Below are 24,166 nucleotides of genomic sequence, written 5' to 3' on the forward strand. Positions count from 1 at the left end.
CTTCTATCCGGCATTTGCGACCTGCACTTTCTGTACTTACTCGATTCAGTTGGTCAGCTCACGAACAGCGGAAATGCCTTTGGATGAACCGGAGCCGGAAGCGCCGACTCGCCTGTGAGAAACATGTCGACGGCACGTGCGGCCGACCGTCCCTCGGCAATCGCCCACACGACCAGCGACGCCCCGCGATGCGCGTCGCCGCAGACGAATACGCCGGGTGTCCGGGTCTGCCACCCGACATCACACTCGATTCTGCCGAGTGGATCGGTGCCGACATCAAGGTCGGTGAGCAGCGGGGCGGTTTCGACGCCGTCGAAACCCAGAGCGAGCAGGACCATCTCGCACACGAGATCGATCGTGTCTCCAGTCTCCACCAAGGTTCGTTGTCCGTTCTTCGCTCGTGACACGGCTACCGGAACCATCCGGATTGCACGGACCGCACCCTTACCGTCGTCGAGAAATTCCTGCGCAGCCCATCGGAACCGTTTGTCACTGCCCTCCTCATCCGCCGGCGAGCTGCGTAGGACCCGCGGCCACAACGGCCATGGGTCGCGATCTCGATCGCGGTGTGCCGGAGGTGGGACGTGGTAATCCAACTCCGTCACTGCGTGCGCACCCTGGCGATGCACCGTGCCGAGGCAGTCGGCGGCCGTGTCGCCGCCACCGATGATCACGACGTTCTTACCTCGCGCCGAGATGCTCGACGCACCATCACCCTCGCATTCGTGGTTGGCCGCACGCAGGTACGTCATCGCACGATGGATTCCGCGAAGACTACGACCCGGTACGTCGGTGTCTCTGGCACGATCAGCCCCGACCGCCAGGACTACCGCCTCGAAATCCGTCGAGAGGTCGTGCGCGCTCACGTTCACTCCGACGGCGCAGTCAGTGACGAATCTGGTCCCCTCGGCGGTCAGTTGGTCCAGCCGCCGGTTGATGAGGGCCTTGGGCAACTTGAATTCCGGAATTCCGTAGCGAAGCAGTCCCCCGATCCGATCGCTCCGCTCGAACACCGTGACACTGTGTCCGGCTCGTGTCAGTTGTTGAGCCGCGGCCAGCCCCGCCGGTCCCGAACCGACAACCGCAACACGGTTTCCGCTGTGAACTACCGGTGCCTGCGGCCCCAACCAACCCGATTCCCAGGCGTTGTCGACGATCGCCTGTTCGATGCGCTTGATGGTGACACCCCCCGACGTGTGCTCGTCGTCGAGTGCGAGAACGCAGGCCGTTTCGCACGGTGCGGGGCACAGATGTCCGGTGAACTCGGGGAAATTGTTGGTGGAATGCAAATTCTCCGAGGCTTCGGACCACCGTCCACGCCGAACCAGGTCGTTCCATTCCGGAATGAGATTGCCGAGCGGACACCCCACGTCGGCCGAATGGCAGTACGGCACAGCGCAGTCCATGCAACGCGAGGCCTGTGCAGATACGTCTCGATTTCGCACGACGGGATCCAGCGACTCGTATACCGACGCCCAGTCGCCGACACGCACATCGGTCGATCTGGTCGGTGAGCCGGATCGTTTCACGTTGAGGAACCCGCGTGCGTCAGGCATGAGCCGGCTCCACCAGTTCGTTCTCTTCCACGACCTTCCGGTAGTCGACAGGCAAAACTTTGGTGAATCTCGGACTCTGGCCAACCCAGTCGTCGAGAAGTTTTGCCGCCACCGGCGAGCCGGTCGCAGCCAAATGCTCGCCGAGAATTTCGACCAGCTGACTGCAGTCTTCCGCCGAAGGCCGCTCCAGAACGACCATGTCGCCGTTGACCTTCTCTGCCTTCACGTCGAGTACGAAGGCAATTCCGCCCGACATTCCCGCAGCAAGGTTCCTACCAGTTGGGCCGATGATGACGACGCGACCCCCGGTCATGTACTCGCACGCATGGTCGCCGACGCCTTCCACCACAGCGACCGCGCCCGAGTTGCGCACCGCGAATCGTTCCCCGACACGCCCCCTGGCATAGAGCGCACCGCTCGTAGCGCCGTACAGCAGCGTATTGCCGGCAATCACCTGATCCTCCGCCACGAAGGGCGCGTCCTCACTCGGCCGAAGCACAATTCGTCCACCGGAGAGCCCCTTCCCCACGTAATCGTTTGCATCGCCGACGACGACCAGCGAGATGCCGGGCGGCAGGAACGCACCGAGTGACTGGCCTGCCGTTCCACGGAGCACGACGTCGATGGTGCCTTGAGGTAGCCCGACGGCGCCGTAGCGTCTGGTCACCTCTGCGCCCAGCCTCGTCCCCACCGCCCGATCCGTATTGTGTACTGGCAGTTCGATATGCACGGGTCGAGCGTCCTCGAGTGAGTTCGCGGCGCACTCGATCAGGGTGCGTTCGAGTTCGCTCGAAACAGGTACACACGGCGGGTAGGCCGCGCCGGTCGGCGCGGCCGGAACGTCGAAGAGTGGTGAGAGGTCCAACGTGCGGCTCTTCCAATGCGCCACCGCCGGAGACATTTCCAATACGTCTGCGTGCCCCAGCGCATCGTCGATACTTCGAAACCCCAGTTCTGCCAACAACCGTCGTACGTCGGCGGCGATGAAGCGAAAGAAGTTCTCGACGTACTCGGGCCGGCCGGTGAATCGCTCGCGCAGTTCGGGATTCTGCGTCGCTACTCCGACGGGGCAGGTGTCGAGATGACATACCCGCATCATGACGCACCCGGCCGCGATGAGTGGCGCCGTGGAAAACCCGTACTCCTGCGCTCCCAGCAACGCGGCGACGACGACGTCCCGCGCCGTGCGCAAACCCCCGTCACACTGGACGACGATCCGATCGCGTAACCCGTTGAGCACCAAGGTCTGCTGAGTTTCGGCCAGCCCGATCTCCCACGGCGTACCCGCGTGGTGGATGGACGAGAGTGCCGCAGCACCCGTCCCGCCGTCGTGACCGGAGATCAGCACCACGTCGGCGTGCGCTTTGGCCACACCTGCCGCAACAGTCCCGACTCCGACTGCGCTGACCAACTTCACGTGTATCCGCGCACGATCGTTTGCGCATCTGAGGTCGTAGATCAATTGGGCGAGATCCTCGATCGAATAGATGTCGTGGTGCGGGGGCGGAGAAATGAGCCCGACCCCAGGCGTCGAGTACCGGGTTTCCGCGATCCACGGGTACACCTTGGACCCCGGAAGCTGCCCTCCTTCACCGGGCTTGGCACCTTGGGCCATCTTGATCTGAATGTCGGTGGCATTGACCAGGTAATCGCTGGTCACCCCGAAGCGCCCACTCGCGACCTGCTTGACTGCGCTTCGACGCTTGTCGTCACGCAACCGCTCCGGCGACTCTCCGCCCTCACCGGTGTTGGAACGCCCGCCGAGAGCATTCATCGCAACCGCCATCGTCTCGTGCGCCTCCGCAGAGAGGGAGCCGTAACTCATCGCACCGGTGTTGAATCGAGCGAGAATCATCTCGACGGGTTCGACCTGATCGAGCGGAATCGGCGGACGAACCTCACACCGAAATCGAAACAATCCCCGCGGTGTTCCGCCCTGCGCGCTCAGTCGATCGACTTCATCGCTGTAGCGGCGAAAGATTTCACTTCGCCCCGTCCGGGTCGCGTGCTGAAGGAAGAACACGGATTCGGGTGTGAACACATGCAATTCACCATCGCGGCGATACCGGTACTGTCCGCTGTCGGTCAACTGACGATTGTCGAACTGACGATGCTGCACTGCGGACGACGAGAACGCAGCCGTGTGGCGCATCAGAACTTCGCGCGCGACTTCGGTGATACCGATCCCGCCGATCCGGCTCCGTGTGTTGCAGAAGTATTCGTCGACCAACTCTCGACCCAAGCCCACGGCCTCGAATACCTGTGCGCCCGTGTAGGAGTGAACCGTAGCGATTCCCATCTTCGACATCACTTTGAGCACGCCGAAATTTGTTGCTCTCAGGTAGTTGTCCGACGCAGTCTTCGGATCTATCCCGGGAAGTTCGTCCTGCTCGCTGAGGGCTTGGACAGATTCGAGAGCAAGATACGGGTGGACAGCCGCCGCACCGTAGCCGATCAGCAGCGCGATGTGATGAACTTCGCGCGCGTCACCCGAGTCGACGACAAGGGAAACCTTGGTCCGCAGGCCATGACGAACCAGATCGTGGTGCACGGCTGATACTGCGAGCAATGACGGAATGGGAGCCTGCTCAGGGCCTGATCCACGGTCGGAGATCACCAGAATCTCGATTCCGGCTGCGGCGGCTGTTCGGGCGGACTCACGAAGCCTCTCGACGCCTTCGGTGAGACTGCCCCTCGGATCGAAACCTGCGCGAAGGACAGCGCTTCTCGGAGTTCTTGCGCCGTATAGTTCGGCGACCTTCGCCATCTTCCCCGGTCCGATCACCGGTTTGTCGAGAACAATCCTTCGGCACGACAGCGCCGACGCTTCGAACAAGTTCTGCTCAGCGCCGAGGGTGACACCAAGCGTAGTGACGACTTCCTCGCGAATCGCGTCCAAAGGCGGGTTGGTCACCTGAGCAAAGAGCTGAATAAAGTAGTCGTACAACAGCTTCGGCCGATCCGAAAGAACGGCGAGAGGCGTGTCGACACCCATCGATCCCAACGGCTCCGATCCTGAGCTTGCCATCGGGACAAGAATGTCCCGCAGGTCCTCGGCGTGGTATCCGAAGAGCAACTGCCGTTGCAACAGCGGAGCCGGATCGCCTCGGGCAGGCGCAGTCTCGGGGATGTCCTCGAGGTCGACCAATCCCCCGTCGACCCAGTCCCGGTAGGGGGCTGTGCTCGCGAGTTCGGACTTGATCTCCGCATCGGAAACGATCCGATGGCGAGCGGTGTCCACGAGAAACATGCGTCCCGGTTCGAGGCGCCCCTTCTCCAACACCTCGGACGTGGGAGCGTCGAACACGCCGCTCTCACTGGCCAACACGATACGGTCGTTCTTCATCCGCCACCATCGCCCTGGGCGAAGACCGTTGCGATCCAACACGGCCCCGACAACAATGCCGTCGCTGAACGTCACGGACGCCGGACCGTCCCACGGTTCCATCAGACAACCGTGAAATTGGTAGAAGGCCTTTATCTCGTCGGGCATCGAAGAATCGTTCTCCCAGGCTCCGGGAATCATCATCGCGATGGCGTGTTGCACACTGCGGCCCCCGAGCGTCAAAAACTCCAGTACTTCGTCGAACGACGAAGAGTCGGATCCTCCCGGGGTGCAGATCGGAAACAGGCGATCGATGTCCCCACCTAAAAGTGTGCTCCGCAGCATCGGCTCGCGAGCGCGCATCCAATTCCTGTTTCCCACAATCGTATTGATCTCGCCGTTGTGGGCGATGCAGCGATACGGCTGAGCGAGTGGCCACGACGGAAATGTGTTCGTGGAGTATCGACTGTGCACGACTGCCAACGCAGTTCGCATTCGGTCGTCGCGTAGGTCGGTGAAGTAACCGGATAACTGCGTCGGCGTCAGCATGCCCTTGTACACGATGGTTCGGGCGGACAACGAGGGGAAATACACTGCAGTGTTGGCACAGTGAATCCGCTCGACCTGTCTCCTGAGCGCAAACACTCGTCTGTCCAAGGCAATTCCGCCCACACTACGATCTCGCGACTCGGCGCACGTCACAAAACACTGACTGACGTACGGAGCGCACTGCGCGGCAACGGTTCCGACGCAGTCTCGGTCGACCGGCACCTCTCGCCACCCGATAATCTGCAGTCCTTCTGCCGCTGCGTACCGGTGTATCCGAACTACCGCGCGCCAACGTGCTTCCTGATCCACCGGGAGAAAGCAGTTTCCGGCCGCGTAGGTGTTCTCACCCATCGCGTTGGGTGGTGGAAGCTCGAACTCGGTCACCGCGTCGAAGAACTCCGTCGGCAGCTGAATCAGAATGCCCGCGCCGTCTCCGCTGTTGGATTCGCGCCCAACTGCGCCGCGATGGGAGAGATTGCCCAGGACCGCGAGCGCATCGTCGACAATGGAATGCAGGTGGCGTCCAGAGGTGTCTGCTACCACGGCTACACCACACGAATCGGTTTCCTGATCGGGGTCGTACAGGCCCCGAGGTTCAGGTATTCGAGAAAACAGCACTCGGCGACCTCCACGCGGACATGCAGCCGACGTGCGCTAGTTTATCAGCCCATAACCGCAGGTCGCGAGAGCAAAACGGTGACCCCCTGATACCGAGGCATCAGGGGGTCACACTTGCCGAGGGTCGTTTCGATCAGCTACGCAAAGGGCGGTTGTACTGATCGCGCACACTGCCGGTCAACATCATGATTCCGTCGATGAGCGGCCAGATGCCACCGATTCCACACGTCAACCAAGTGACCGCGATCTGTGCGACAGCCATGCCGGGCTGGTTGAGATAGAAACGTCCTGCACCGAATCCGCCGAGCAGAATGCCCAGCAATCCGGCAGTCGTCTTCGACTTGTCCGAGTACGGTTCACCGGTCATCGGGTCACGTCCGTATGGTGCGGACGGGTCGACCAGGCCGTAGCCAGGCTGAGGATAACCCTGAGCTTGTGGGTACCCCTGAGGCTGACCGTAACCCGGCTGTGAGTATCCCGGCTGTGAGTATCCCGGCTGGGGGTAGCCCTGCGGCGGAGCCGCGTAGGGATTCGGAGTCTGATCTGCCGGTGCACCGTAGACGGGACCGTCCGTCGGGGTTTGGGTCGGGCTCGAGTAGTCAGGCGCCGGATAGTTCTGGGCGGCGTAACTTTCCTGCGACGTGTACGGCGCTGTCGGCTGATTCGGGGTGGAATCAGAATCGGCAGCGGGAAACGCTGTGGTCGATTCGGTTCCGGTCGGCGGCGGGTAGATGGGGTGGTTTCCCCACCCCGGACCGTTTCCGACTCCCGAATACGTGTCCCAGCCTGGACCGGTGCCGGTGGTCTCCGTCGACGGCGTCTTTTCGGTGGGTGCCGAGGTTTCCGTCAACGACGCATCCGCCGTCGCGTCGTAGTCGAACGGCGACCCGAACTGCGGTGGAACCGGCGGCTGTGATCCAGACGAGTCCCCCGACTCGGAAGGTTCCGGATTCTTGTTCAAGTTAGGCAACGTACTTTCCTTCGATTCGACGACGGTACGTAATAGCTTTTGTTATCGGACTTCGAGAAGGTTCGACCTTCTCGAGGCCAGTCCCCCACACATGTTTCCTCGGTTCGCGCTCGCGACTCATCCTCGCAATGGCCGGCGAGCACCGTCCCGCGCATTGCCCGAAAGTATCACGATGCCGTCGACGAACGCCCAGATCCAGATTCCGATCGCAAATGGAATTCCGATGAGGAACGCCGACATGAACAGCGCGAAGAACATGCCGAGCAGTTGGCACAATCCGATGCCGACACTTCCGATATAGAGGCGCCCGACTCCACAGATTCCGAAGAAGCCCAGCAAGATCTGCAACAGTCCAGCGGTGGCCTTCGACTTGTCGGAATACGGTTCCCCGGTTACCGGGTGCCGACCGTACGGGGCGTAGGGATCTCCGAACCCGTACATCGATGGAGGCGGCAATGGCTGCTGATATCCGTACGGATTGGGCGCGCCGTAGACCGGTCCCTGATCCTCGGGGAATCCCCCCTGCGAATAGGGACCTGTCACGGCTTGTCTTTCTTCGACAGCTTCACCGCGTCCGACGACTCATCCGACGCTGCCGTGGAGGCGCTTGCCTCACTGGAAGCGGATTCAGCAGCATCGGATTCAGAATCTTCAGCGTCGGCGACTTTCGCGTCGGCCTTCGCCGAATCAGTTTCGGTAACTGGCGCCGCGACTCCTGCTTCGCCGGCAGCTACCGCAGCGACGTAGTCCTTCGACTTCAAATCAGCCGGATCCTCACGACCCTTCTTCGCCAGGAAGAAGTAAGCCAGTGCGGCGAAGAACACGATCCCCGAAGTGAATGTGTTGACGCGAATGCCGGCGATCTCGTAGGCGAAATCGTCGCGCATCAGTTCGACGACGAACCGGCCCAGGCAATAGCCTGCGACGTACAGAGCAAACAGGCGTCCGTGGCCGATCTTGAATCGGCGGTCGACGAGGACCAGCAGGATCACGATCAGGACGTTCCACACAGCTTCGTAGAGGAACGTCGGGTGAACGACCCGAATGACTTCTCCGTGGGAGACACCTGCCAGTTGATCGAGCTGGCCGGAAGAGTTCACACGCTCGAAGATCTCGAGGCCCCATGGGACGGTGGTCTCGCGACCGTACAACTCCTGGTTGAAGTAGTTGCCGATACGACCGATGGCCTGCGCGAGCAAGATTCCGGGCGCAATCGCATCACCGAGCGCGGACACCGGAATGCCGCGTCGACGGCAGCCGATCCACGCACCGATGCCGCCGAGGAACACTGCTCCCCATATTCCGAGGCCTCCCTGCCACACCTTGAGTGCGTCGAGTGGCTGACCGTTCTCGCCGAAATAGGCGGGCCAGTCGGTCAAAACGTGGTAGAGCCTGCCACCGATCAGACCGAAGGGAACGGCCCAGATCGCGATGTCGAGAACGGTCCCCTTCTCGCCGCCGCGGGCGACCCAACGACGATCTCCCCACACGATCGCGACGATGATGCCGAGGATGATGAAGAGCGCGTAGGCGCGAAGCGCCACCGGTCCGACGTACCAGACGCCTTGGGGCGGGCTGGGGATATAGGCCAGCAGGTCCACAGTTGAGGTCACGACGCCACGGTAGCCGAGCGGACGCCCTCGGCGAGTTCTTCGGTGAGCGAGCGAACCGCTCCCAGGCCGTTCTCGACCGCGGAGACCAGAGCCGAGCCGACGATGACGGCATCGGCGTATGCCGCGATTTCGGCAGCCTGTGCGCCGGAGCGAACTCCCAATCCGACGCCGACGGGAATGTCGGAATGCGCGCGGATTCGTGCGGTCAGTTCCGGAGCCATCGAAGACACGGCGTCGCGAGCGCCGGTGACACCCATCGTCGAGGCCGCGTAGATGAATCCACTACTCGCATCGAGTGTCATCGCGAGTCGTTCTTCCGTCGAGGACGGAGCGACAAGGAAGATCCGGTCGAGGTGGTGCTCCTCGGATGCTTCCATCCAGGCGCCGGCTTCTTCCGGAATGAGGTTGGGGGTGATCAGTCCGAGCCCGCCGGCGGAAGCGAGGTCTCGTGCGAACTTGTCGACGCCGTACTGCAGTACCGGGTTCCAGTAGGTCATCACGACGGCCTTGCCGCCGACCGAACTGATCTGCTCGATCACGGTGAAGATATCGCGAAGGCGAACACCGTTGGTGAGTGCAGTTTCGGCTGCACGCTGGATGGTCGGACCGTCCATGACCGGATCGGAATACGCGACACCGACTTCGATGATGTCGCAGCCACCGTCGACCATCGCCTTGAACACGTCGATCGATTCGGGAACGGTCGGATAACCGGCAGGCAGGTAACCGACGAGGGCGGCACGCTTGTCAGCCTTGCACGCGGCAAAGGTGGGTGCGAGGCGTGATGGTCGTTCGCTCACTTGTCCGAGCCTTCCGTGTTGTCGTTCTCGTCTGCTGCATCATCCGGAGCGGCTGCCTGACCTGAGGCGCCGTCGAAAAGACCGAACCAGCTTGCGGCGGTGTCCATGTCCTTGTCACCGCGACCGGAGAGATTGACGACGATGATCGCGCCCTCACCGAGTTCTTTGCCCAGTCGGAGTGCGCCGGCGACGGCGTGGGCCGATTCGATGGCCGGGATGATGCCCTCGCGGCGCGAGAGCAGCAGCAGCGCATCCATGGCTTCACTGTCGGTGACGGGTTCGTAGGTCGCGCGCCCGATATCGCTCAGGTAAGCGTGCTCGGGTCCGACGCCCGGGTAGTCCAGACCAGCAGAGATCGAGTGCGATTCGATGGTCTGACCGTCTTGGTCCTGGAGGAGGTAGGAGTAGGCACCCTGGAATGCGCCAGGGGTACCGCCGGCGAACGTTGCTGCATGCCTTCCGGTTTCGACACCGTCGCCGGCTGCTTCGTAGCCAACCAGCCGTACCGACAGATCGTCGATGAACGGGTGGAAGATTCCGATTGCGTTGGAGCCGCCTCCGACGCAGGCTGTGACTGCATCGGGCAGGCGGCCGGTCAGTGCCTGAACCTGGACGCGTGTTTCGAGGCCGACCACTCGCTGGAAGTCCCGAACGATGGTGGGGAACGGGTGCGGGCCTGCCGCGGTACCGAAGCAGTAATAGGTGTTGTCCGCGTGGGAAACCCAGTCGCGCAAGGCTTCGTTGATCGCGTCCTTGAGCGTGCGCGAACCGGTCTCGACCGAAACGACCTCCGCGCCGAGCAGGCGCATGCGTGCGACGTTCAGTGCTTGACGTTCGGTGTCGACAGCACCCATGTAGATGACGCACTCGAGACCGAGCAGTGCACAGGCGGTGGCCGATGCCACACCGTGCTGGCCCGCTCCGGTCTCGGCGATGATGCGGGTCTTGCCCATACGCTTTGCCAGCAGAACCTGACCGAGAACGTTGTTGATCTTGTGAGAACCGGTGTGGTTCAGATCTTCACGCTTGAGAAGGATGCGCGCACCGCCGGCGAACTCGCTCATTCGCGTTGCCTCGAAAATCGGCGACGGGCGCCCGGTGTAATCGCGCTGCAAGCGATCGAGTTCGTTCAAGAACGTGTCGTCCGCGCGAGCCTTTTCGTACTCCGCAGTGACTTCCTCGATAACCGCCATGAGGGCTTCCGGCACATGCCGTCCGCCGTAGACGCCGAAATGGCCTCCGGCGTCGGGATCGTGGGAGCGCTCGGTGAGTCCCGCGCTGGCCGGCGGCAGATTGCCGCCCTTGAATATTGCACCGGAGCCTGGTTCCTGAGTACGTGAAGTCACCCCACCAGTCTGCCCCAACGGTGTCGCTGGTCACCGCCCGGGTGCATCAAAGCACGCCGGGCGGGTGAAGCGATTTATCGAGATGGTTTGGGGCAGGACGGGTGCGCACCTGCATTGACCAGATCTGCGACGGCCTTGCGAGGGTCGCCGCTGGTCACGAGGCCTTCACCGACGAGCACTGCGTCGGCGCCCGCCCCGGCGTACGCCAACAGATCGGCAGTTCCGCGAACACCGGACTCGGCAATCTTGATCGTCTCGGTCGGAAGACCGGGAGCGATGCGACCGAAGGTGTTCTTGTCCACCTCGAGAGTCTTGAGATTGCGGGCGTTCACACCGATCACCTTGGCGCCGGCTTCGAGCGCGCGGTTGGCTTCTTCCTCCGTGTGCACCTCGACGAGGGCAGTCATTCCCAGAGATTCGGTGCGATCGATCAACGAGGCTAGCGCCTGCTGCTCGAGTGCCGCGACGATCAGCAAGATGACGTCGGCGCCGTGAGCGCGAGCCTCGTGAATCTGGTACGGCCCCACGATGAAGTCCTTGCGGAGCACCGGAATGGTGACCGCTTTACGGACTGCGTCCAGGTCGGCCAACGAGCCGTGAAAACGGCGCTCTTCGGTGAGAACACTGATGATGCGTGCGCCACCGGCTTGGTACGCCGCGGCAAGCTCAGCGGGATCGGCAATGTCGGCCAACGCACCCTTTGACGGGCTCGCTCGCTTGACCTCGGCGATGACGCCGATGCTCGATTCCAGAAGTGCTGCTGCAGCATCGAGTGCAGGCGGTGCAGCGGCCGCAGCAGCCTTGACTGCAGCGAAGTCGAGTACGGCTTCGCGGGCGGCGACATCAGCGCGCACCCCGTCGAGAATCGAGTCGAGTACGGTCATCGTGGCCCGAATCCTTTCTGGGCAAGAGCCCGATGTGAGATACGTCATCAGGGTGGTCTCAGCCTAGTGGGACGAAATTTTGCTACTCCGTCGGGGTACCCACGCAGGTGAGGGTTCAGTCTTACTCAGTGGGACGACCCCGGTTTCGCGCCGTTGTCTCCCCCAACTCCGTCGTCCCCGTCAGTCGCTGTCGGGTCCTCTCCGGCGTCGAGCGCATCCCACAACATCCGTTGTGTCACAGGCTCGTCCGATGCAGGTTTGTCTCCCTGACCAAGCTTGGCCGCGGCCTCGCGGCGCGCGGCAGGGTTGTCGTATTTCGACGACAACCCGCCTCGCACTGGAGGTTTGCGCATCAGAAGTACTGCCGCGCCGAGCGCCGCCACCGCTCCGACCAACGCAAGCAAGGCAGGCAGTACCGAAACAGTCGTCGAGAGATCTTCCGGGTGACCGGACAACTCGGCCAACTCCACCGCTCGGTCCGCAGAGGCTCCGGACACCAACAACTGCACTGCCGGAACCGCTACCGCGACGGCGACGAGGGCAACCAACAGTCCGACTACCCGAAGTGCCCAACCTCGCACCGCAAACGACGCCGCGATCGCCGCCAGAAGCGCGAGCGCGAGCGGAGTCATCGCCGCCGCCCAGGTGCTGCCGTCGAGATCCGTCGTCCTCTCCAGCGTCTTGCCGTCGCTCGAGGTCAGATGAACCCACGTCATTCGTGAGCTGCCCCACAGAGCTGCTGCCGACAACGCCAGCAGAAGCGTTCTCGGCACGGCGGTGCCACGAGAAACGCTTGTAGGCTCCGCTGCACTCGACTCGTTCTCACTCACTGATCGTCACCTCCGATGGTGCGCAGGGTGTGCGCCGACGCAATCGCGCTCAGCACTGCCATCGCCTTGTTGCGGGCCTCGGTGTCCTCGTAGACCGGATCCGAGTCGGCGACGACGCCGGCGCCCGCCTGGACGTATCCGATCCCGTCCTTGATCAATGCCGTTCGGATCGCGATCGCGGTGTCGGCGTCGCCGGCGAAGTCGAGGTAGCCGACGATGCCGCCGTAGATACCGCGCCTGGTCGGTTCCAGTTCTTCGATCAGCTGCATCGCTCGGACCTTGGGTGCCCCCGAGAGGGTTCCAGCGGGGAAGCATGCGGTGACGGCGTCGAGAGCGTGCTTTCCCTCGGCCAGATGACCGGTGACGGTCGATACGAGATGCATCACGTGGCTGTACCGCTCGATGTGCCGGTAGTCGTGCACCTTCACCGTGCCCGGGCGACAGACACGACCCAGATCGTTTCGCCCCAGATCGACGAGCATGAGGTGCTCGGAGTTTTCCTTCTCGTCGGCGAGGAGGTCCTTCTCGAGCAGGATGTCGTCCTCCTCTGTGGCACCGCGCCATCTGGTTCCAGCGATCGGGTGTGTTGTCGCGACGCCCTCAGCAACCGTGACCAGTGCTTCCGGGCTCGAACCGACGATCGAAAACGCCGTCTCTCCATCACCGTTCGGCACGTTGAGCAGATACATGTACGGGCTGGGGTTCGACGCTCGCAGCATCCGGTACACGTCGATCGGCGCTGCAGTGCAATCGATCTCGAATCGCTGCGAGAGAACTACCTGGAATGCCTCGCCCGCTTCGATGTCGCCGATCAACTTTTCGACGTCGACACCGAAGCTCTCGGTGGTGCGCTGACGGCGGTAGTTCGGAGTCGCTTTCGAAAATGTCGACACCGTCGATTTCGCCGGCGCCGCGAGAGCACGAGTCATCGCGTCCAACCTGGCGACTGCGTCGTCGTACGCCGTGTCGACGCGCTCGTCCGTGCCGTCCCAGTTGACGGCATTGGCGATGAGGGTGATCGCCCCTTCGTGGTGATCGACTGCGGCGATGTCGGCGGCAAGCAGCATGACCATCTCGGGGATCTGCAGGTCGTCGACCGCGGAGTCACCCAATCTCTCGAGGCGCCGCACCGCGTCGTAGCCGAGGAATCCGACCATTCCGCCGGTCAGCGGGGGCAGGTCGGGCAGCCGCTCCGAACGAAGCAGCTCGAGGGTGGCACCGAGCGCGTCGATCGGGTCGCCGCCGGCCGGAGCGCCGGCCGGAACGTTGCCGTACCAGGCCGCCTCTCCGTCCACGACGGTCAGTGCAGCCGGACTCCCGACGCCGATGAACGACCACCGCGACCACGAACGACCGTTCTCGGCCGACTCGAGCAAGAAGGTGCCGGGACGATTGCCGGCCAACTTCTCGTACGCCGAGAGCGGAGTTTCGGAGTCCGCCAACACTTTCCGAGTGACCGGAACGACCCGATGCTCAGCTGCGAGAGCTCGGAACTGCTCCCGGGTCGTGGTGGAATCGGACGCGTCACCGACGATCGCGGTGTCGGACGACCGTGCGGACATGGAGGTGGGCTCGCCGTGCATGGCTCCATCATCCCAGGCTCCCCCATGTGGCCGTCGTGCGCGGGTAACCTCGGCCGAATGAAACCAGGCCAACTCGCTCCCGATTTCTCACTGCCCGACCAGGACGGGACTCCGCGCTCGCTGACGAGCCTGCTCGAGAACGGACCCCTGGTCCTCTTCTTCTACCCGGCAGCCTCGACGCCGGTGTGCACCGCCGAGGCGTGCCACTTCCGTGACCTCGGCAGCGAATTCGCCGCGGTGGGCGCTTCGCGAGCGGGCATCAGCACCGATACGGTCGAAGCTCAGTCCACCTTTGCCACCGCACAATCCTTCGACTACCCCCTACTCGCCGACACCGACGGCAAGGTAGCCGAACAGTTCGGCGTCAAGCGCGGACTCCTGGGCAAGTTGGCTCCGGTCAAACGCTCGACTTTCGTGATCGACACCGACCGCACCGTCCTCAAAGTCATCTCGAGTGAACTACGCGCCAACACCCACGGCGACCAGGCGCTCGAGTTCCTTCGCAATCGAAGCTGACTCACCTGGGCGACCTGATTCTCTGCGCGATTTGAGATCTCTAGGCGACCTGAATCGAGCGCTTCGCAAGCCCCATCCAGAATCCGTCGATCACCTGGGTGGGCACCTGTTCCGGATCGGATGACGCACCGAGCGTGACGAACAACGGGGCGAAGTGCTCGATGGTCGGATGCGCGTACGGCATCCCGGGAGCTTGAGCGCGGAAGTCGATCAAGGAATCGACGTCACCGGCAGCGAACCTCTCCCCTGCCCACGCGTCGAATTCCGCCGACCATCCCGGGGCCTGCGCCTCCGGTGACGGATCGCGCAGGAACGGTAGCCCGTGCGTGGTGAATCCGGATCCCACGATCAGTACACCTTGCTCACGGAGTGGCCGTAGGCGCTGTCCGAGATGGAGCAAACGCTCGGGATCGAGGGTTGGCAGCGAAATTTGCAGTACCGGGATGTCTGCGTCCGGGTACATCACCGTGAGCGGCACGTAGGCACCGTGATCCAGGCCTCGATTCGGCTGCTGAACCACGCGTTCGTTGTCCGGCATCAACGCGGCAACCTGGGCGGCGAGTTCCGGAGCGCCGGGAGAGTTGTACTTCGCGCGGTAGAACCTCTCGGGAAAACCACCGAAGTCGTAGATGAGCGGGGTGCCCGTGGTCGTCGATCCGATCGTCAGCGGTGCTGATTCCCAGTGCGCCGATACGACGAGGATTGCCGTCGGCCGCGGAAGATCGCCGGCCCACGCCCCCAACTGGTCGACCCACAACGCGCTGTCCACCAGCGGCGGAGCACCGTGGCTGAGATACAGCGCAGGCATGGTTGTGGTGGACATACGGACTCCTCGGGATAGACATTCGTCGTAAGTTGAAGATTCAACCTAATATAGAACTCAACACTTGCGTCCCGCAACTATTCCCCGCAGGATTCTTCTGGACATGCGTCTGAGACGCTGTACACAAGCACGCTCCGTGCACGAAGAATGCTCGACCCGAAGGAGAAGTCACCGATGAGTGAACCGACCGCGCAGCCCGACGCGCAGTCTCAGACGAAGTGGCTCACAGCCGAGCAGCAGGAAGCATGGCTGACACTGATCGCTCTCGTGACACGGTTGCCTGCCGCACTCGACACTCAACTACAACGCGATTCGGCACTCACACACTTCGAATACTTCGTACTCGCGGCACTCTCGGACGCCCCCGACCACAAGCTCCAGTTGTCGGTACTGGCCCAGCGCGCGAACGCGTCCCTGTCCCGCCTCTCGCACGTGATCACGAAGATGGAGAAGGCCGGCTGGGTGAAACGGGAAGTCATTCGTGGCAGCCGCGGCTCCAACGCAGTGCTCACCGACGAGGGAATGGCAAAGGTGGTCGCGGCCGCGCCGCCGCACGTCGCCTCAGTTCAAGGTCTCCTCTTCGAGGGCCTCGACGATCGCCAGGTCGCCCAGCTTTCGTCGTTGGGTACAGCAATGCTCACCCAACTGGACAAGGGAATCGCCGCCGGACTCGGCAAGGCCTGACCACATCCCCGAGACGAGCGACTGATGATCAAGACGGCAGCTTCGCGAGGTCGAGTGCAGCCAAGTGACTGAACAGCATGCTCGCTCCGATCGGGTTTCCACCGCCGGGGTACGTAGTCCCGCTGGCCGCTGCCATCGTGTTCCCCGCCGCGTACAACCCGGCAATCGCCGTACCGTCGGCTTTGAGCACCCTCCCGGTCGCGTCGGTGCGTAGACCACCTTTGGTCCCGAGGTCGGAGATGCCGAACGCGGCAGCGTGAAACGGCCCTTGGTCGATCGGTACGAGCGGCGAAGCCCCCTCGGAGAAGGCGCGGTCGTACGCAGTGTCTCCTCGACCGAAGTCCGTGTCGACGCCAGTCGCCGCAAACGCGTTGAATCGCTTCACGGTCTCCACCAGTTCCGCTGCGGGAACATCGATCTGGGCAGCGAGGTCTTCGAGTGTCTGTGCACTCTTCCACAACCCCGCATCCACATACTGCTCCGTCTGTGCCATGGGTACGTTGGGTGCCTTCACCGGCGGCACTGCGCCTTCTCTGTTGTCGTAGATCATCCAGTACGGCGTGGTTACTTTCCCTGCCCGCATGTGTTCGATGACGGCGCGACCCAAGCGGTCGTACGGCGCTGATTCGTTGACGAATCGGCGACCGTCGTCGTCCACGAAGATTCCGCCGGTGAACCACAGCGCAAACGCGGAGCGCCCATCTGGATGGGTGAGTCCCGGCGACCACCAGGCCTCTCCCATGAGGTCGGTGTCGGCGCCCGCGGCGATGGCCGCCTGGTGTGCCTTCCCGAGGTTGCCGGGGCAGCCCATCGTGTCGAGAGCGGATCCGGGGACACCGAATTCGGCCCGCATGGTCTCGTTCTGCTCGAATCCACCGGCGGCGAGGATCACTCCTCTGCGTGCCTGAATGGTTCGACGCCGACCATCTCGGTCGACGACGGCTCCGACCACCACTCCGTCCTCGACAACCAGTTCCTCGAGAGTGGTCTTCAGGTGCATGGTGGCGTTCGGGAGTTCCGCAAGAGCCAACAGGAATCGACCGATCAACGACTGGCCGCCGACGAGGTACTTCGGCAACTCCTCCCCCAGCCGTTCCGTCGCCAGCGGCGGACGAAGCGAATCACGAAGCGCACCCAGCTTGTTCGCGTTCATCGGCTTGGGAACAATGTGCCGTCCGCTCGCTCGAGCCTTGGGCTCTTCACCGAAGTAGTCGGGCCACGGCAGTATCTGGAACTCGAAGTTCGAGTCCTCTTCGAGGTAGTCGATCAACCCGGCGCCACCTCGAACGTAGGCTTCCTGAACGTCGGCGGGTGTACGATCACCCACCACTGATCGGTAGTACTCCAGCGCATCCTCGATGGTGTCGACGTCCCCGCCCCGACGAAGAACGGCGTTGCACGGGAACCACATTCCGCCGCCGCCCGAGTACGCCGTTGTTCCGCCGTACTTGTCGGTTGCTTCGATCGCAATGACGTCGAGGCCTTCGCGGGCTGCCGTGTACGCGCCGGTGAGTCCGCCGCCTGATCCCACAGCGAGTACGTCGCACGTCTCGTCCCACTTCGTCATCGTCAGCCTCTCTGATTCTGGGCACAGTTTCCGAACATGTTCTAGAAATCGTTCTAACACATGGACTTAGCGATCGCGGGGGTTCGAAATTCTGTCCCACCGAGCGGGAGCGAGACGTGACACCGAGCGGGGAGCGAGACGTGACACCGAGCGGGGAGCGAGAACGAGCAGCGATAGCGCACACTTTGCTCGCACGGGCCTGATCCCGTAGTGTCTGGACACATGTCTGGTAAGACCAAGTTCGAGTCCACTCGTCGACGGCTCACACAGCAGCAAGCCGAAACCGTCGATCGATTGACCGCGGCAGCGATCACGGTCCTGCGCGACAAAGGGTTTGCCGATCTGACTGTGCGAATGGTGGCAGCGGAAGCCGGTGTCGCCGCAGCCACGGCATACACCTACTTTTCGTCCAAGAGTCACCTTGTGGCAGAACTGTTCTGGCGTCGCCTCGACGCGGTACCCCACGAGCCCTCCCCGGAGGCGGAACGGGAAGCGCAGGTCTGTTCGGTCCTGCGCAGCGTCGCACTGCTCGTCTCCGACGAACCGGAGCTGGCGGCGGCAGTGACCACGGCGATGATGGGCAACGATCCCGACGTCGAACACCTCCGCGGACGTATCGGCAAGAACATCCGCGAGCGGCTCATCGAGGCGCTGGGGCCGTCATACGATCCCGACGTACTCGAAGCACTCGAAATCTCCTGGTCCGGAGCGCTTGTCCGAGCCGGCATGGGTTACGAGTCCTATTCGCAGATCGCAGACCGGCTCGAAGTCACTGCAAGGCTGATCATGGCGGGCCGCGACAACCTTCACTAGACGGGGGTCATGGCACTCACCAGCCATGTGCCGTCGACTCGATCGAGTGTCACCTCGACTCGGCTCGACGTCGACGCTGGTGCCGGCCGCGCGATACTCGTCGTGATCTGATCGACGAACAGGAGCAATTCCGCTCGGTCTGCAGCAGCGGAGAGCACTCCCACGTCGACTACTCGCGCCTTCGTGCTGATTCCTTGCTCCTTCGACTGGGGTGCAACGGTTTTCGATCCGAATTCAGCGAAGCGGTCCTGAAATGTTCCACTTGCGCCCTCGGCAGCATGTGCAAGATCCTCGTCCACCGTGTCGCTGTTGTAGCTCAAGAGATTCTCGACGAGCATCGGCGCCACACCGATCACCTCGACACGTGCGGTTTCAGCGGCTGCCGAACGGTGGTGACTCCAGAGCAGAGTCCCGCCGACTCCCACCAAGATCAGCGCTGCAAACGCCAAGACCGCGCGCTTCACGGGACGAACTCCACACTCGACATCAGTACCCGACCGTCGACCTCTTCGACACCGACGCGCAGACGGTAGGTTCGCGCCGAAGACTCTCCCGCTGAATTGGCGACCTGAGCCGATGCCGCGATCAGTACCACCCCCGAGGTTCCGGATTCCGATGCCAGGGCTGCGGTGTCGACACGCCCGTCGGAATCGACGGCAAAATCACGGATGGACGCGACGAACGCAGATTCGCCGGACTTCAGTTCGTCGGCAAAGGCTCCCGTACTCAGGGCCTGTAGCGTCGCGAGATTCTCGTCGACTGTGGCAGAGTGAACGTCGATCAGAGCGAGGGCTCCTGCGACCGCACCGTCGACGTACTCTTGACGCTGGGTCTCGCGCGCCCGGTCGGATTGAACTGCCAGAGCACCGAAGACCACAACGACGCTCAGAGCCGCGAGTGCGATCCATGCCAAGGCAGTGAGAACACCGCGTTTCCCTAGGACCGGCTCGAGCACCTCGCCTCTCAACGATTCGTCGGCGTCAGCAACTGTTGCCACGGCTCACCCTCCCCCGAATCGGAAGCAGCAGGAGCTAATTCCGTGTGTTGATAGTCGACACCGTCAGGCCCGGTGTACAACTCGCCGGGAGCATTGGTCCCCGACGGCACGTACGCTTCGGGGCTCCGACAGATCTCCGGGCTCGGTGCTCGTTTGCCCGGTACCTCCATACAGGGAATGTTCCGGGATCCACGAACTGCGAAGACCGAGTTCTGCGGAACTTTGCAGTACAGATCAGCCGGGGTGTCCGGCACACTCATCTGGGTCGGGTCCCGTCGCTGATCGGCCGGAAGGTAACCGGTCGAGCACGCCGCGGGGTCCTGCGCTTGGAGGTGGAAGTTGACGTTCGCGGCGCCGTCCACCTGCCCGCGTTGGACAACGGTTTCCTGTGCCGCAACCAGTGGCGGCAAGATGACGAGCACCTGCTCCAACCCGGCGTTGTACGTCAAAGCCACCTGAGCGGTGCTGGTGAAATTGGCAAGCAGCACAGGCAAAGTGGGCTTGAGGCCTTGAAACAGCAGGTCGGCTTCAGTCGCGAAGCCCGGTCCGGTCTCGAGGATATTGCGCACGGACCCGTCGGCGACCGCCAACTGTCCACTGAGTTGAGCGACACTGGACGCCCACTGGCGAATCTGATCGCCCGTCACCACCTGTGTCTGCAGGAGCGGATCCAACTGCTGTACGAGCGTCGTGGCCGGGGTTGTGGCAGCAGACATCTGATCGACGAACGAAGTGGTCGAATCCAGCAGACGAGCCAGATCCTCTCCCCTGCCTCCGAAAGCTGCCGCGGACTCGTCGATCACCGATCGCAACTTGTCCTGCGGTACCGATGCGAGCATCGCCTGCGCCTGATCGAGGACCGGTCCGATCTCGGTCGGGATCGTGACAGCGTCGGGGCCGATCACGTCTCCGTCGGCCAGAAACGGTCCGTCCGCGGTTCTCGGTTGCATGTCGACGTATTGCTCGCCGATGGCCGACACACTTCGCACCGCTACTGCGAGCCCGCTGGAGGGAACGGGAACCGCACTCTCCAAAGATAATTCGGCGCGTACCACTCCCGGAGACAGACGCACCGATCTGACCTGACCGATGGTGTCGCCGCGATAGGTCACGTTCGCGTTCCGATACAGGCCACCGGCGTCCGGCAGTTCGACTGTCACCGAATAGCGCCCGATTCCGAGCATGGTCGGAACTCTCAGGTACGAGATAGCCGCTGCGCTCATGCCTATCACCGCCAGGATCGCGAAGATCGTCAATTGCCTTCGCACCAACTTCGTGAGAATCATCGTCCACCTCCCTGGGCAGGCTGCGCTGTGCCAAGTGGGCCGGGCTGCCCTGTGCCGAGTGGGGCGGTCAAAGGATCGACCAGTACTCCGTTCTCCACCGGAGTTTGCGGCGCCCCGAACGGCGTACCGAAGCCGAGACCCGACTGGAGGCGATTACTCGTGAGGTCGATCAGCGCCCACAAATTGGTGTAATCGCCGCGCATTCCGTCGTCGATGGTCGTCTGGGGGAAGGGGAAGGTACTCAGGTTGCCCAAATTGTTGATCAGGTCCGGTCCTGTTTCGACCACCTTCTGCAGCGTCAATTCCAAGGCGCTCAAATTGGCTTTCAAATCGTCGCGGGTCCGGTCGACCAGATCGGTCCCGACGTCCCCGAACCTGCCGACCGCATCGAGGGCGGTGGTCAGGTCGACGCGTTGGGCGCTGAGTTCCGCCAAGGCCGGATCAAGGGTCTCCAACGCCTCACCGAGAACGTCTCGCTGAGCCGTGATCTCGCCGGCGAAGACGTCGAGATTCTCCATGGTCGTGACCATCGCATCACGTTGGCGGTCGAGTGTTTCGGTCACGGTATCCATCTGACTCAGCAGGTCGCGCGCCGCATCCGTCCGTCCGCCGAGCGCCGTGTTCAGCTCCGTGGTGATGCTGTGAATCTGAGCGAGCCCGCCGCCGTTGAGGACCAATGACAGTGCCGTCAACGCTTCCTCGGTGGTGGGATAGACGCCGGCCGACGCGAGGGGGATCACCGATCCCTCCGACAACCGCCCTTCCGGCGCAACATCGGTAGGCGGCGCAAGCGCGACGTGTTTGGACCCGAGCAGGCTGGTTTGGCCGATCGTGGCAGTCGCATTGGCGGGCAGGGACACCGAACCGTCGAGTGCAACCGTCACCCGTGCGTGCCAGTTGTCGGTCTCGATCGCACTGATACTTCCGACCGTCACGTCGTTGACCATGACCGGAGAGTTGGGACTTATCGACGTGACGTCCGGCATCTCGATCACGACTGCGAAACTCCCCTCACCGCGCCCAGCCGCGCCTGGCAGCGAAACCGAATTCAGCCCGCTCCATTGGCAACCCGCCAGAACCAGCACGGTGCTCGCCCCCACACAGACTGTCACCCACCTCCGGGTAGTCATCGGGGTTCCGTCGACGGCATGAGCAGTCCGGCCAGGTCAGGCGCCGGGGGCATGATCGGAAAGCTCAAGGCGCCAGTCGGTTCCAGATCAGGCTCGCTGTACACCAGTTGGTCCGGAAGAGCCCCGAGCGCCCGGGTCGGATTGATGCTCAGGTCCGGGTAGTTCGCCTTGATCGTGTTGAGCAACGGGCCGAGGTATTCGATGCACAAATCCGCGCCCTTCTTCGAGGTGTCGTTGGCCAGGCCGGCGATTCCGCCGCAGATCAAGTCGATCGGGTTGCCGACGTTCTGGAATGCGGGCACACCCACCATCGCTCCTTGGGCCGGCCGGTAGACGTTGTAGTAGTTCGACAACGCTGTCGGAGCCAGATGCAGTACCTTCTCGAGACCTGCGCGCTTGTCGACCAATACCTGGGACACGTCGGCCAACTTCGCGATCTGCTCCGTCAAGCCGGTTCGGTTCTGTTCGACGAACCGCTGTACGTCGACGACGGCGGCGTCCAGATCGGCGAGAGCCGGAGCCAATTGCGTCCGGCTCTCGGCGAGCACACTCGAGACATTTGCCAGTCGTCCTTGGAACTGAACGATCTGTTCGTCGCTTGCGGCGAGTGCGGTCGTGAAGGTCTGCAGGCCGCGGATGGTGCCGAACAGATCGGCTCCGCCTTCGTCGAGTGTGCTCATAGCCTCCGAGAGTTCGGTCACCGAGCGCCCCAGCGCTTCCCCGTTGCCAGCCAGTGCGGATCCGGCACCGTCGAGGAAGTTGGCGGCGGGACCGCGATCGTCCCCGACGGGGCCCAAAGCGTCGGCAGCCCGGCCCAGCTGTTCCTTGATCTGGTCCCACTCGACCGGGACGGCCGTTCTGTCGAGTGGGATCTCCGCACCGTCATTCAGTGCGTCGGCGCCGTCCGTCACCGCCGGCGTCAACTGCACGAAGCGGGCCGAGACCAGCGACTGGGCAACGATCACCGCTTTCGCGTCCTCGGCGACGGGAACCTCGCGCGCCAATTTCAGTTCGACGCGCATTCGATCTCCCTGTGGGGCGATCGCGGTGACGCGGCCGACGTCGACTCCCACGACACGAACGTCGTCACCGACATACAGACCGGTCGTCGAGGTGAAGTAGGCCGTCACGTTGTAGTAGCGCAGATGTTGCACCGCAAGGTATCCCGACACGACGACGATCGCCGCACCGATGACGCTTCCACCAACGACGGCGATTCGGCGCCAGTTCACCGGTTTGCGAACTCGTAAGGCACCCATCATCGAACCTCCGGAATCGGTAGCGGCGCAGGTGGTAGCCCGAACATCGCGTTGATCAACGGTTGGGTGTATTGCGCCGGCACCAGGTTCTGGACGTAGGCGTAGTAGAAGGGGCCGCTGGCCACGGTGTCACCGAGCGTGCCCACGTACGTACCGAGACCGTCGATTCCCTGAGAAAGGTTGTCCTTGTTGTTCTGCAGAATTCCGACAACCGTGTCGAGTTTGCCGAGGACCGGCTGCAATTGCGCCTCGTTGTCGTGGACGAGTCCGCTCAGCTGGGTCGACAACGCCGAGATGTTCGTGATCACTTCCCCCAGCGCCGCCTGTCGCCGATCCAGTTCTCCCAACAAGGCGTTGCCGTCGACGAGTAGCGCGTTGACCTGTGGTCCACGCTCGGCCAGCGTCCCGGCGACGTCGTTTGCATCGGACAGCAAGGTGCGCAACATGTCGTCGCGTCTATTGACGCTCTCGGAGATCCGTGCGACACCGTCCAGCGCCGGCCTCAGGTTCGGCGCACTGTCGGACATCACCTGCCCCACTGCGTCGAGCGATTCGGAGAGTTGGTCGAGATCGATGTCCTCGACCGTCGTGGTGAGGTCACCGAGCACGTCGGGCAGCGAGTACGCCGATCTTGTTCGCTCGACCGGGATCTCGCCGCCGACCGCGATCCTTCCCGGACCGTCCAGATCGAGCGATACCGCTCGCTTGCCGAGCAACGACATCGTGGTGACGGCCGCCGATGTGCTTTCTCCCAAACCGATCGAGCCTTCCAGTGTGAAATCCACGCGCGCGAGTCCGTGCTCGACCTCGATCCGATCCACCGTTCCGATTTTCACTCCGGCGGCGTTGACTTCGTCTCCCGGCGCGAGACCGCTGGCGTCGGCGAACACCGCGCTGTACCCGACACCCGATTTCAGGAACTGCAGATTCTGATACTGGAGCGATGCCAATACGACGGCGGCCGTGACGACCAATCCCACGACCCCCACGCGTACGGCCTGGCTCTGTGCCATCTCT

General features: G+C 62.9%; 21 protein-coding genes. 3 read left to right on the top strand and 18 right to left on the bottom strand.

Going from position 1 to position 24,166, the window contains the following annotated elements; genetic code table 11:
• Window positions 1-53: 53 nt before the first annotated feature.
• The 10 genes from ASU23_RS05925 to ASU23_RS05970 form a co-directional block, all read right to left on the bottom strand.
• Window positions 54-1,556, bottom strand: a complete 1,503-nt coding sequence (locus ASU23_RS05925) for a glutamate synthase subunit beta (RefSeq protein ID WP_058037524.1) — start codon at window positions 1,554-1,556, stop codon at window positions 54-56.
• Window positions 1,549-6,048, bottom strand: coding sequence for a glutamate synthase large subunit (gltB, locus tag ASU23_RS05930; protein WP_058037525.1), 4,500 nt, complete (start codon window positions 6,046-6,048; stop codon window positions 1,549-1,551). Before gltB ends, ASU23_RS05925 begins: the two co-directional genes overlap by 8 nt.
• A 133-nt stretch (window positions 6,049-6,181) precedes the next feature.
• Window positions 6,182-7,009 carry a TM2 domain-containing protein gene (locus ASU23_RS05935; protein ID WP_058037526.1) on the bottom strand — a complete coding sequence of 276 codons (828 nt, stop codon included), beginning with the start codon at window positions 7,007-7,009 and terminating at the stop codon, window positions 6,182-6,184.
• Between the two features lie 126 nt (window positions 7,010-7,135).
• Window positions 7,136-7,561, bottom strand: a complete 426-nt coding sequence (locus ASU23_RS05940) for a TM2 domain-containing protein (protein WP_030536756.1) — start codon at window positions 7,559-7,561, stop codon at window positions 7,136-7,138.
• Window positions 7,558-8,631 (bottom strand): prolipoprotein diacylglyceryl transferase, encoded by a 1,074-nt coding sequence (gene lgt / locus ASU23_RS05945; protein ID WP_172827026.1) that lies wholly within the window; start codon window positions 8,629-8,631, stop codon window positions 7,558-7,560. The genes ASU23_RS05940 and lgt overlap by 4 nt, the downstream gene beginning before the upstream one ends.
• Window positions 8,628-9,431: a tryptophan synthase subunit alpha gene (gene trpA, locus ASU23_RS05950; RefSeq protein WP_003944010.1), complete on the bottom strand. Its 804-nt coding sequence runs from the start codon at window positions 9,429-9,431 to the stop codon at window positions 8,628-8,630. Before trpA ends, lgt begins: the two co-directional genes overlap by 4 nt.
• Window positions 9,428-10,777, bottom strand: a complete 1,350-nt coding sequence (trpB, locus tag ASU23_RS05955) for a tryptophan synthase subunit beta (RefSeq protein ID WP_058037527.1) — start codon at window positions 10,775-10,777, stop codon at window positions 9,428-9,430. The genes trpA and trpB overlap by 4 nt, the downstream gene beginning before the upstream one ends.
• 74 nt (window positions 10,778-10,851) lie before the next feature.
• Window positions 10,852-11,661, bottom strand: a complete 810-nt coding sequence (gene trpC / locus ASU23_RS05960) for an indole-3-glycerol phosphate synthase TrpC (RefSeq protein ID WP_003944016.1) — start codon at window positions 11,659-11,661, stop codon at window positions 10,852-10,854.
• A gap of 125 nt (window positions 11,662-11,786) precedes the next feature.
• Complete coding sequence (locus ASU23_RS05965; RefSeq protein ID WP_230587583.1) at window positions 11,787-12,377, bottom strand: TIGR02234 family membrane protein; 591 nt, start codon at window positions 12,375-12,377, stop codon at window positions 11,787-11,789.
• A 110-nt stretch (window positions 12,378-12,487) separates the two neighbouring features.
• Window positions 12,488-14,074 (bottom strand): anthranilate synthase component I, encoded by a 1,587-nt coding sequence (locus ASU23_RS05970; RefSeq protein ID WP_007728697.1) that lies wholly within the window; start codon window positions 14,072-14,074, stop codon window positions 12,488-12,490.
• A 57-nt stretch (window positions 14,075-14,131) separates the two neighbouring features.
• On the opposite strand from ASU23_RS05970, the gene ASU23_RS05975 reads away from it, so the two are divergent.
• On the top strand, window positions 14,132-14,590 hold the full coding sequence (locus tag ASU23_RS05975) for a peroxiredoxin (protein WP_007728696.1): 459 nt from the start codon (window positions 14,132-14,134) through the stop codon (window positions 14,588-14,590).
• A 40-nt stretch (window positions 14,591-14,630) separates the two neighbouring features.
• Here the strand turns inward: ASU23_RS05975 and ASU23_RS05980 are convergent, their stop codons facing one another.
• A complete protein-coding gene (locus ASU23_RS05980) occupies window positions 14,631-15,413 on the bottom strand; it encodes a dioxygenase (protein ID WP_003944012.1) in 783 nt (260 codons plus the stop codon).
• Window positions 15,414-15,587: 174 nt separating this feature from the next.
• Between ASU23_RS05980 and ASU23_RS05985 the strand changes: the two genes are divergently transcribed.
• Entirely contained in the window at window positions 15,588-16,097 is a 510-nt protein-coding gene (locus ASU23_RS05985; protein WP_030536759.1) for a MarR family winged helix-turn-helix transcriptional regulator, read from the top strand.
• 28 nt (window positions 16,098-16,125) lie between these two features.
• Here the strand turns inward: ASU23_RS05985 and ASU23_RS05990 are convergent, their stop codons facing one another.
• Entirely contained in the window at window positions 16,126-17,664 is a 1,539-nt protein-coding gene (locus ASU23_RS05990) for an FAD-binding protein (RefSeq protein ID WP_058037528.1), read from the bottom strand.
• A 222-nt stretch (window positions 17,665-17,886) separates the two neighbouring features.
• Between ASU23_RS05990 and ASU23_RS05995 the strand changes: the two genes are divergently transcribed.
• Window positions 17,887-18,477 (top strand): TetR/AcrR family transcriptional regulator, encoded by a 591-nt coding sequence (locus tag ASU23_RS05995; RefSeq protein WP_003943994.1) that lies wholly within the window; start codon window positions 17,887-17,889, stop codon window positions 18,475-18,477.
• Here the strand turns inward: ASU23_RS05995 and ASU23_RS06000 are convergent.
• Genes ASU23_RS06000 through ASU23_RS06025 form a run of 6 tightly spaced genes read right to left on the bottom strand, consistent with a single transcriptional unit; the run spans window position 18,474 to window position 24,162 of the window.
• Window positions 18,474-18,941: a hypothetical protein gene (locus ASU23_RS06000; RefSeq protein ID WP_030536761.1), complete on the bottom strand. Its 468-nt coding sequence runs from the start codon at window positions 18,939-18,941 to the stop codon at window positions 18,474-18,476. The two genes, ASU23_RS05995 and ASU23_RS06000, sit on opposite strands and share 4 nt — an antisense overlap.
• On the bottom strand, window positions 18,938-19,474 hold the full coding sequence (locus ASU23_RS06005) for a hypothetical protein (protein ID WP_231783418.1): 537 nt from the start codon (window positions 19,472-19,474) through the stop codon (window positions 18,938-18,940). Before ASU23_RS06005 ends, ASU23_RS06000 begins: the two co-directional genes overlap by 4 nt.
• Complete coding sequence (locus ASU23_RS06010; RefSeq protein WP_042923040.1) at window positions 19,441-20,760, bottom strand: MCE family protein; 1,320 nt, start codon at window positions 20,758-20,760, stop codon at window positions 19,441-19,443. The genes ASU23_RS06005 and ASU23_RS06010 overlap by 34 nt, the downstream gene beginning before the upstream one ends.
• Entirely contained in the window at window positions 20,757-21,890 is a 1,134-nt protein-coding gene (locus ASU23_RS06015) for an MCE family protein (RefSeq protein ID WP_172827027.1), read from the bottom strand. The genes ASU23_RS06010 and ASU23_RS06015 overlap by 4 nt, the downstream gene beginning before the upstream one ends.
• Window positions 21,887-23,149, bottom strand: a complete 1,263-nt coding sequence (locus ASU23_RS06020) for an MCE family protein (RefSeq protein WP_030536765.1) — start codon at window positions 23,147-23,149, stop codon at window positions 21,887-21,889. The genes ASU23_RS06015 and ASU23_RS06020 overlap by 4 nt, the downstream gene beginning before the upstream one ends.
• Window positions 23,149-24,162 (bottom strand): MCE family protein, encoded by a 1,014-nt coding sequence (locus ASU23_RS06025; RefSeq protein ID WP_058037541.1) that lies wholly within the window; start codon window positions 24,160-24,162, stop codon window positions 23,149-23,151. The genes ASU23_RS06020 and ASU23_RS06025 overlap by 1 nt, the downstream gene beginning before the upstream one ends.
• Window positions 24,163-24,166: the final 4 nt, after the last annotated feature.

It is taken from the genome of Rhodococcus sp. KB6 (assembly GCF_001445685.1).
Lineage (GTDB): Bacteria > Actinomycetota > Actinomycetes > Mycobacteriales > Mycobacteriaceae > Rhodococcus_F > Rhodococcus_F qingshengii.

What these genes read in the sequence shown, in the direction of transcription:
- ASU23_RS05925 (WP_058037524.1), bottom strand. Translation starts at nt 1,556, where the DNA reads ATGCCTGACGCACGCGGGTTCCTCAACGTGAAACGATCCGGCTCACCG.
- trpC (WP_003944016.1), bottom strand. Translation starts at nt 11,661, where the DNA reads ATGACCGTACTCGACTCGATTCTCGACGGGGTGCGCGCTGATGTCGCC.
- ASU23_RS05965 (WP_230587583.1), bottom strand. Translation starts at nt 12,377, where the DNA reads ATGACGTGGGTTCATCTGACCTCGAGCGACGGCAAGACGCTGGAGAGG.
- ASU23_RS05970 (WP_007728697.1), bottom strand. Translation starts at nt 14,074, where the DNA reads ATGCACGGCGAGCCCACCTCCATGTCCGCACGGTCGTCCGACACCGCG.
- ASU23_RS05975 (WP_007728696.1), top strand. Translation starts at nt 14,132, where the DNA reads ATGAAACCAGGCCAACTCGCTCCCGATTTCTCACTGCCCGACCAGGAC.
- ASU23_RS05980 (WP_003944012.1), bottom strand. Translation starts at nt 15,413, where the DNA reads ATGTCCACCACAACCATGCCTGCGCTGTATCTCAGCCACGGTGCTCCG.
- ASU23_RS05985 (WP_030536759.1), top strand. Translation starts at nt 15,588, where the DNA reads ATGAGTGAACCGACCGCGCAGCCCGACGCGCAGTCTCAGACGAAGTGG.
- ASU23_RS05990 (WP_058037528.1), bottom strand. Translation starts at nt 17,664, where the DNA reads ATGACGAAGTGGGACGAGACGTGCGACGTACTCGCTGTGGGATCAGGC.
- ASU23_RS05995 (WP_003943994.1), top strand. Translation starts at nt 17,887, where the DNA reads ATGTCTGGTAAGACCAAGTTCGAGTCCACTCGTCGACGGCTCACACAG.
- ASU23_RS06010 (WP_042923040.1), bottom strand. Translation starts at nt 20,760, where the DNA reads ATGATTCTCACGAAGTTGGTGCGAAGGCAATTGACGATCTTCGCGATC.
- ASU23_RS06015 (WP_172827027.1), bottom strand. Translation starts at nt 21,890, where the DNA reads ATGACTACCCGGAGGTGGGTGACAGTCTGTGTGGGGGCGAGCACCGTG.
- ASU23_RS06020 (WP_030536765.1), bottom strand. Translation starts at nt 23,149, where the DNA reads ATGGGTGCCTTACGAGTTCGCAAACCGGTGAACTGGCGCCGAATCGCC.
- ASU23_RS06025 (WP_058037541.1), bottom strand. Translation starts at nt 24,162, where the DNA reads ATGGCACAGAGCCAGGCCGTACGCGTGGGGGTCGTGGGATTGGTCGTC.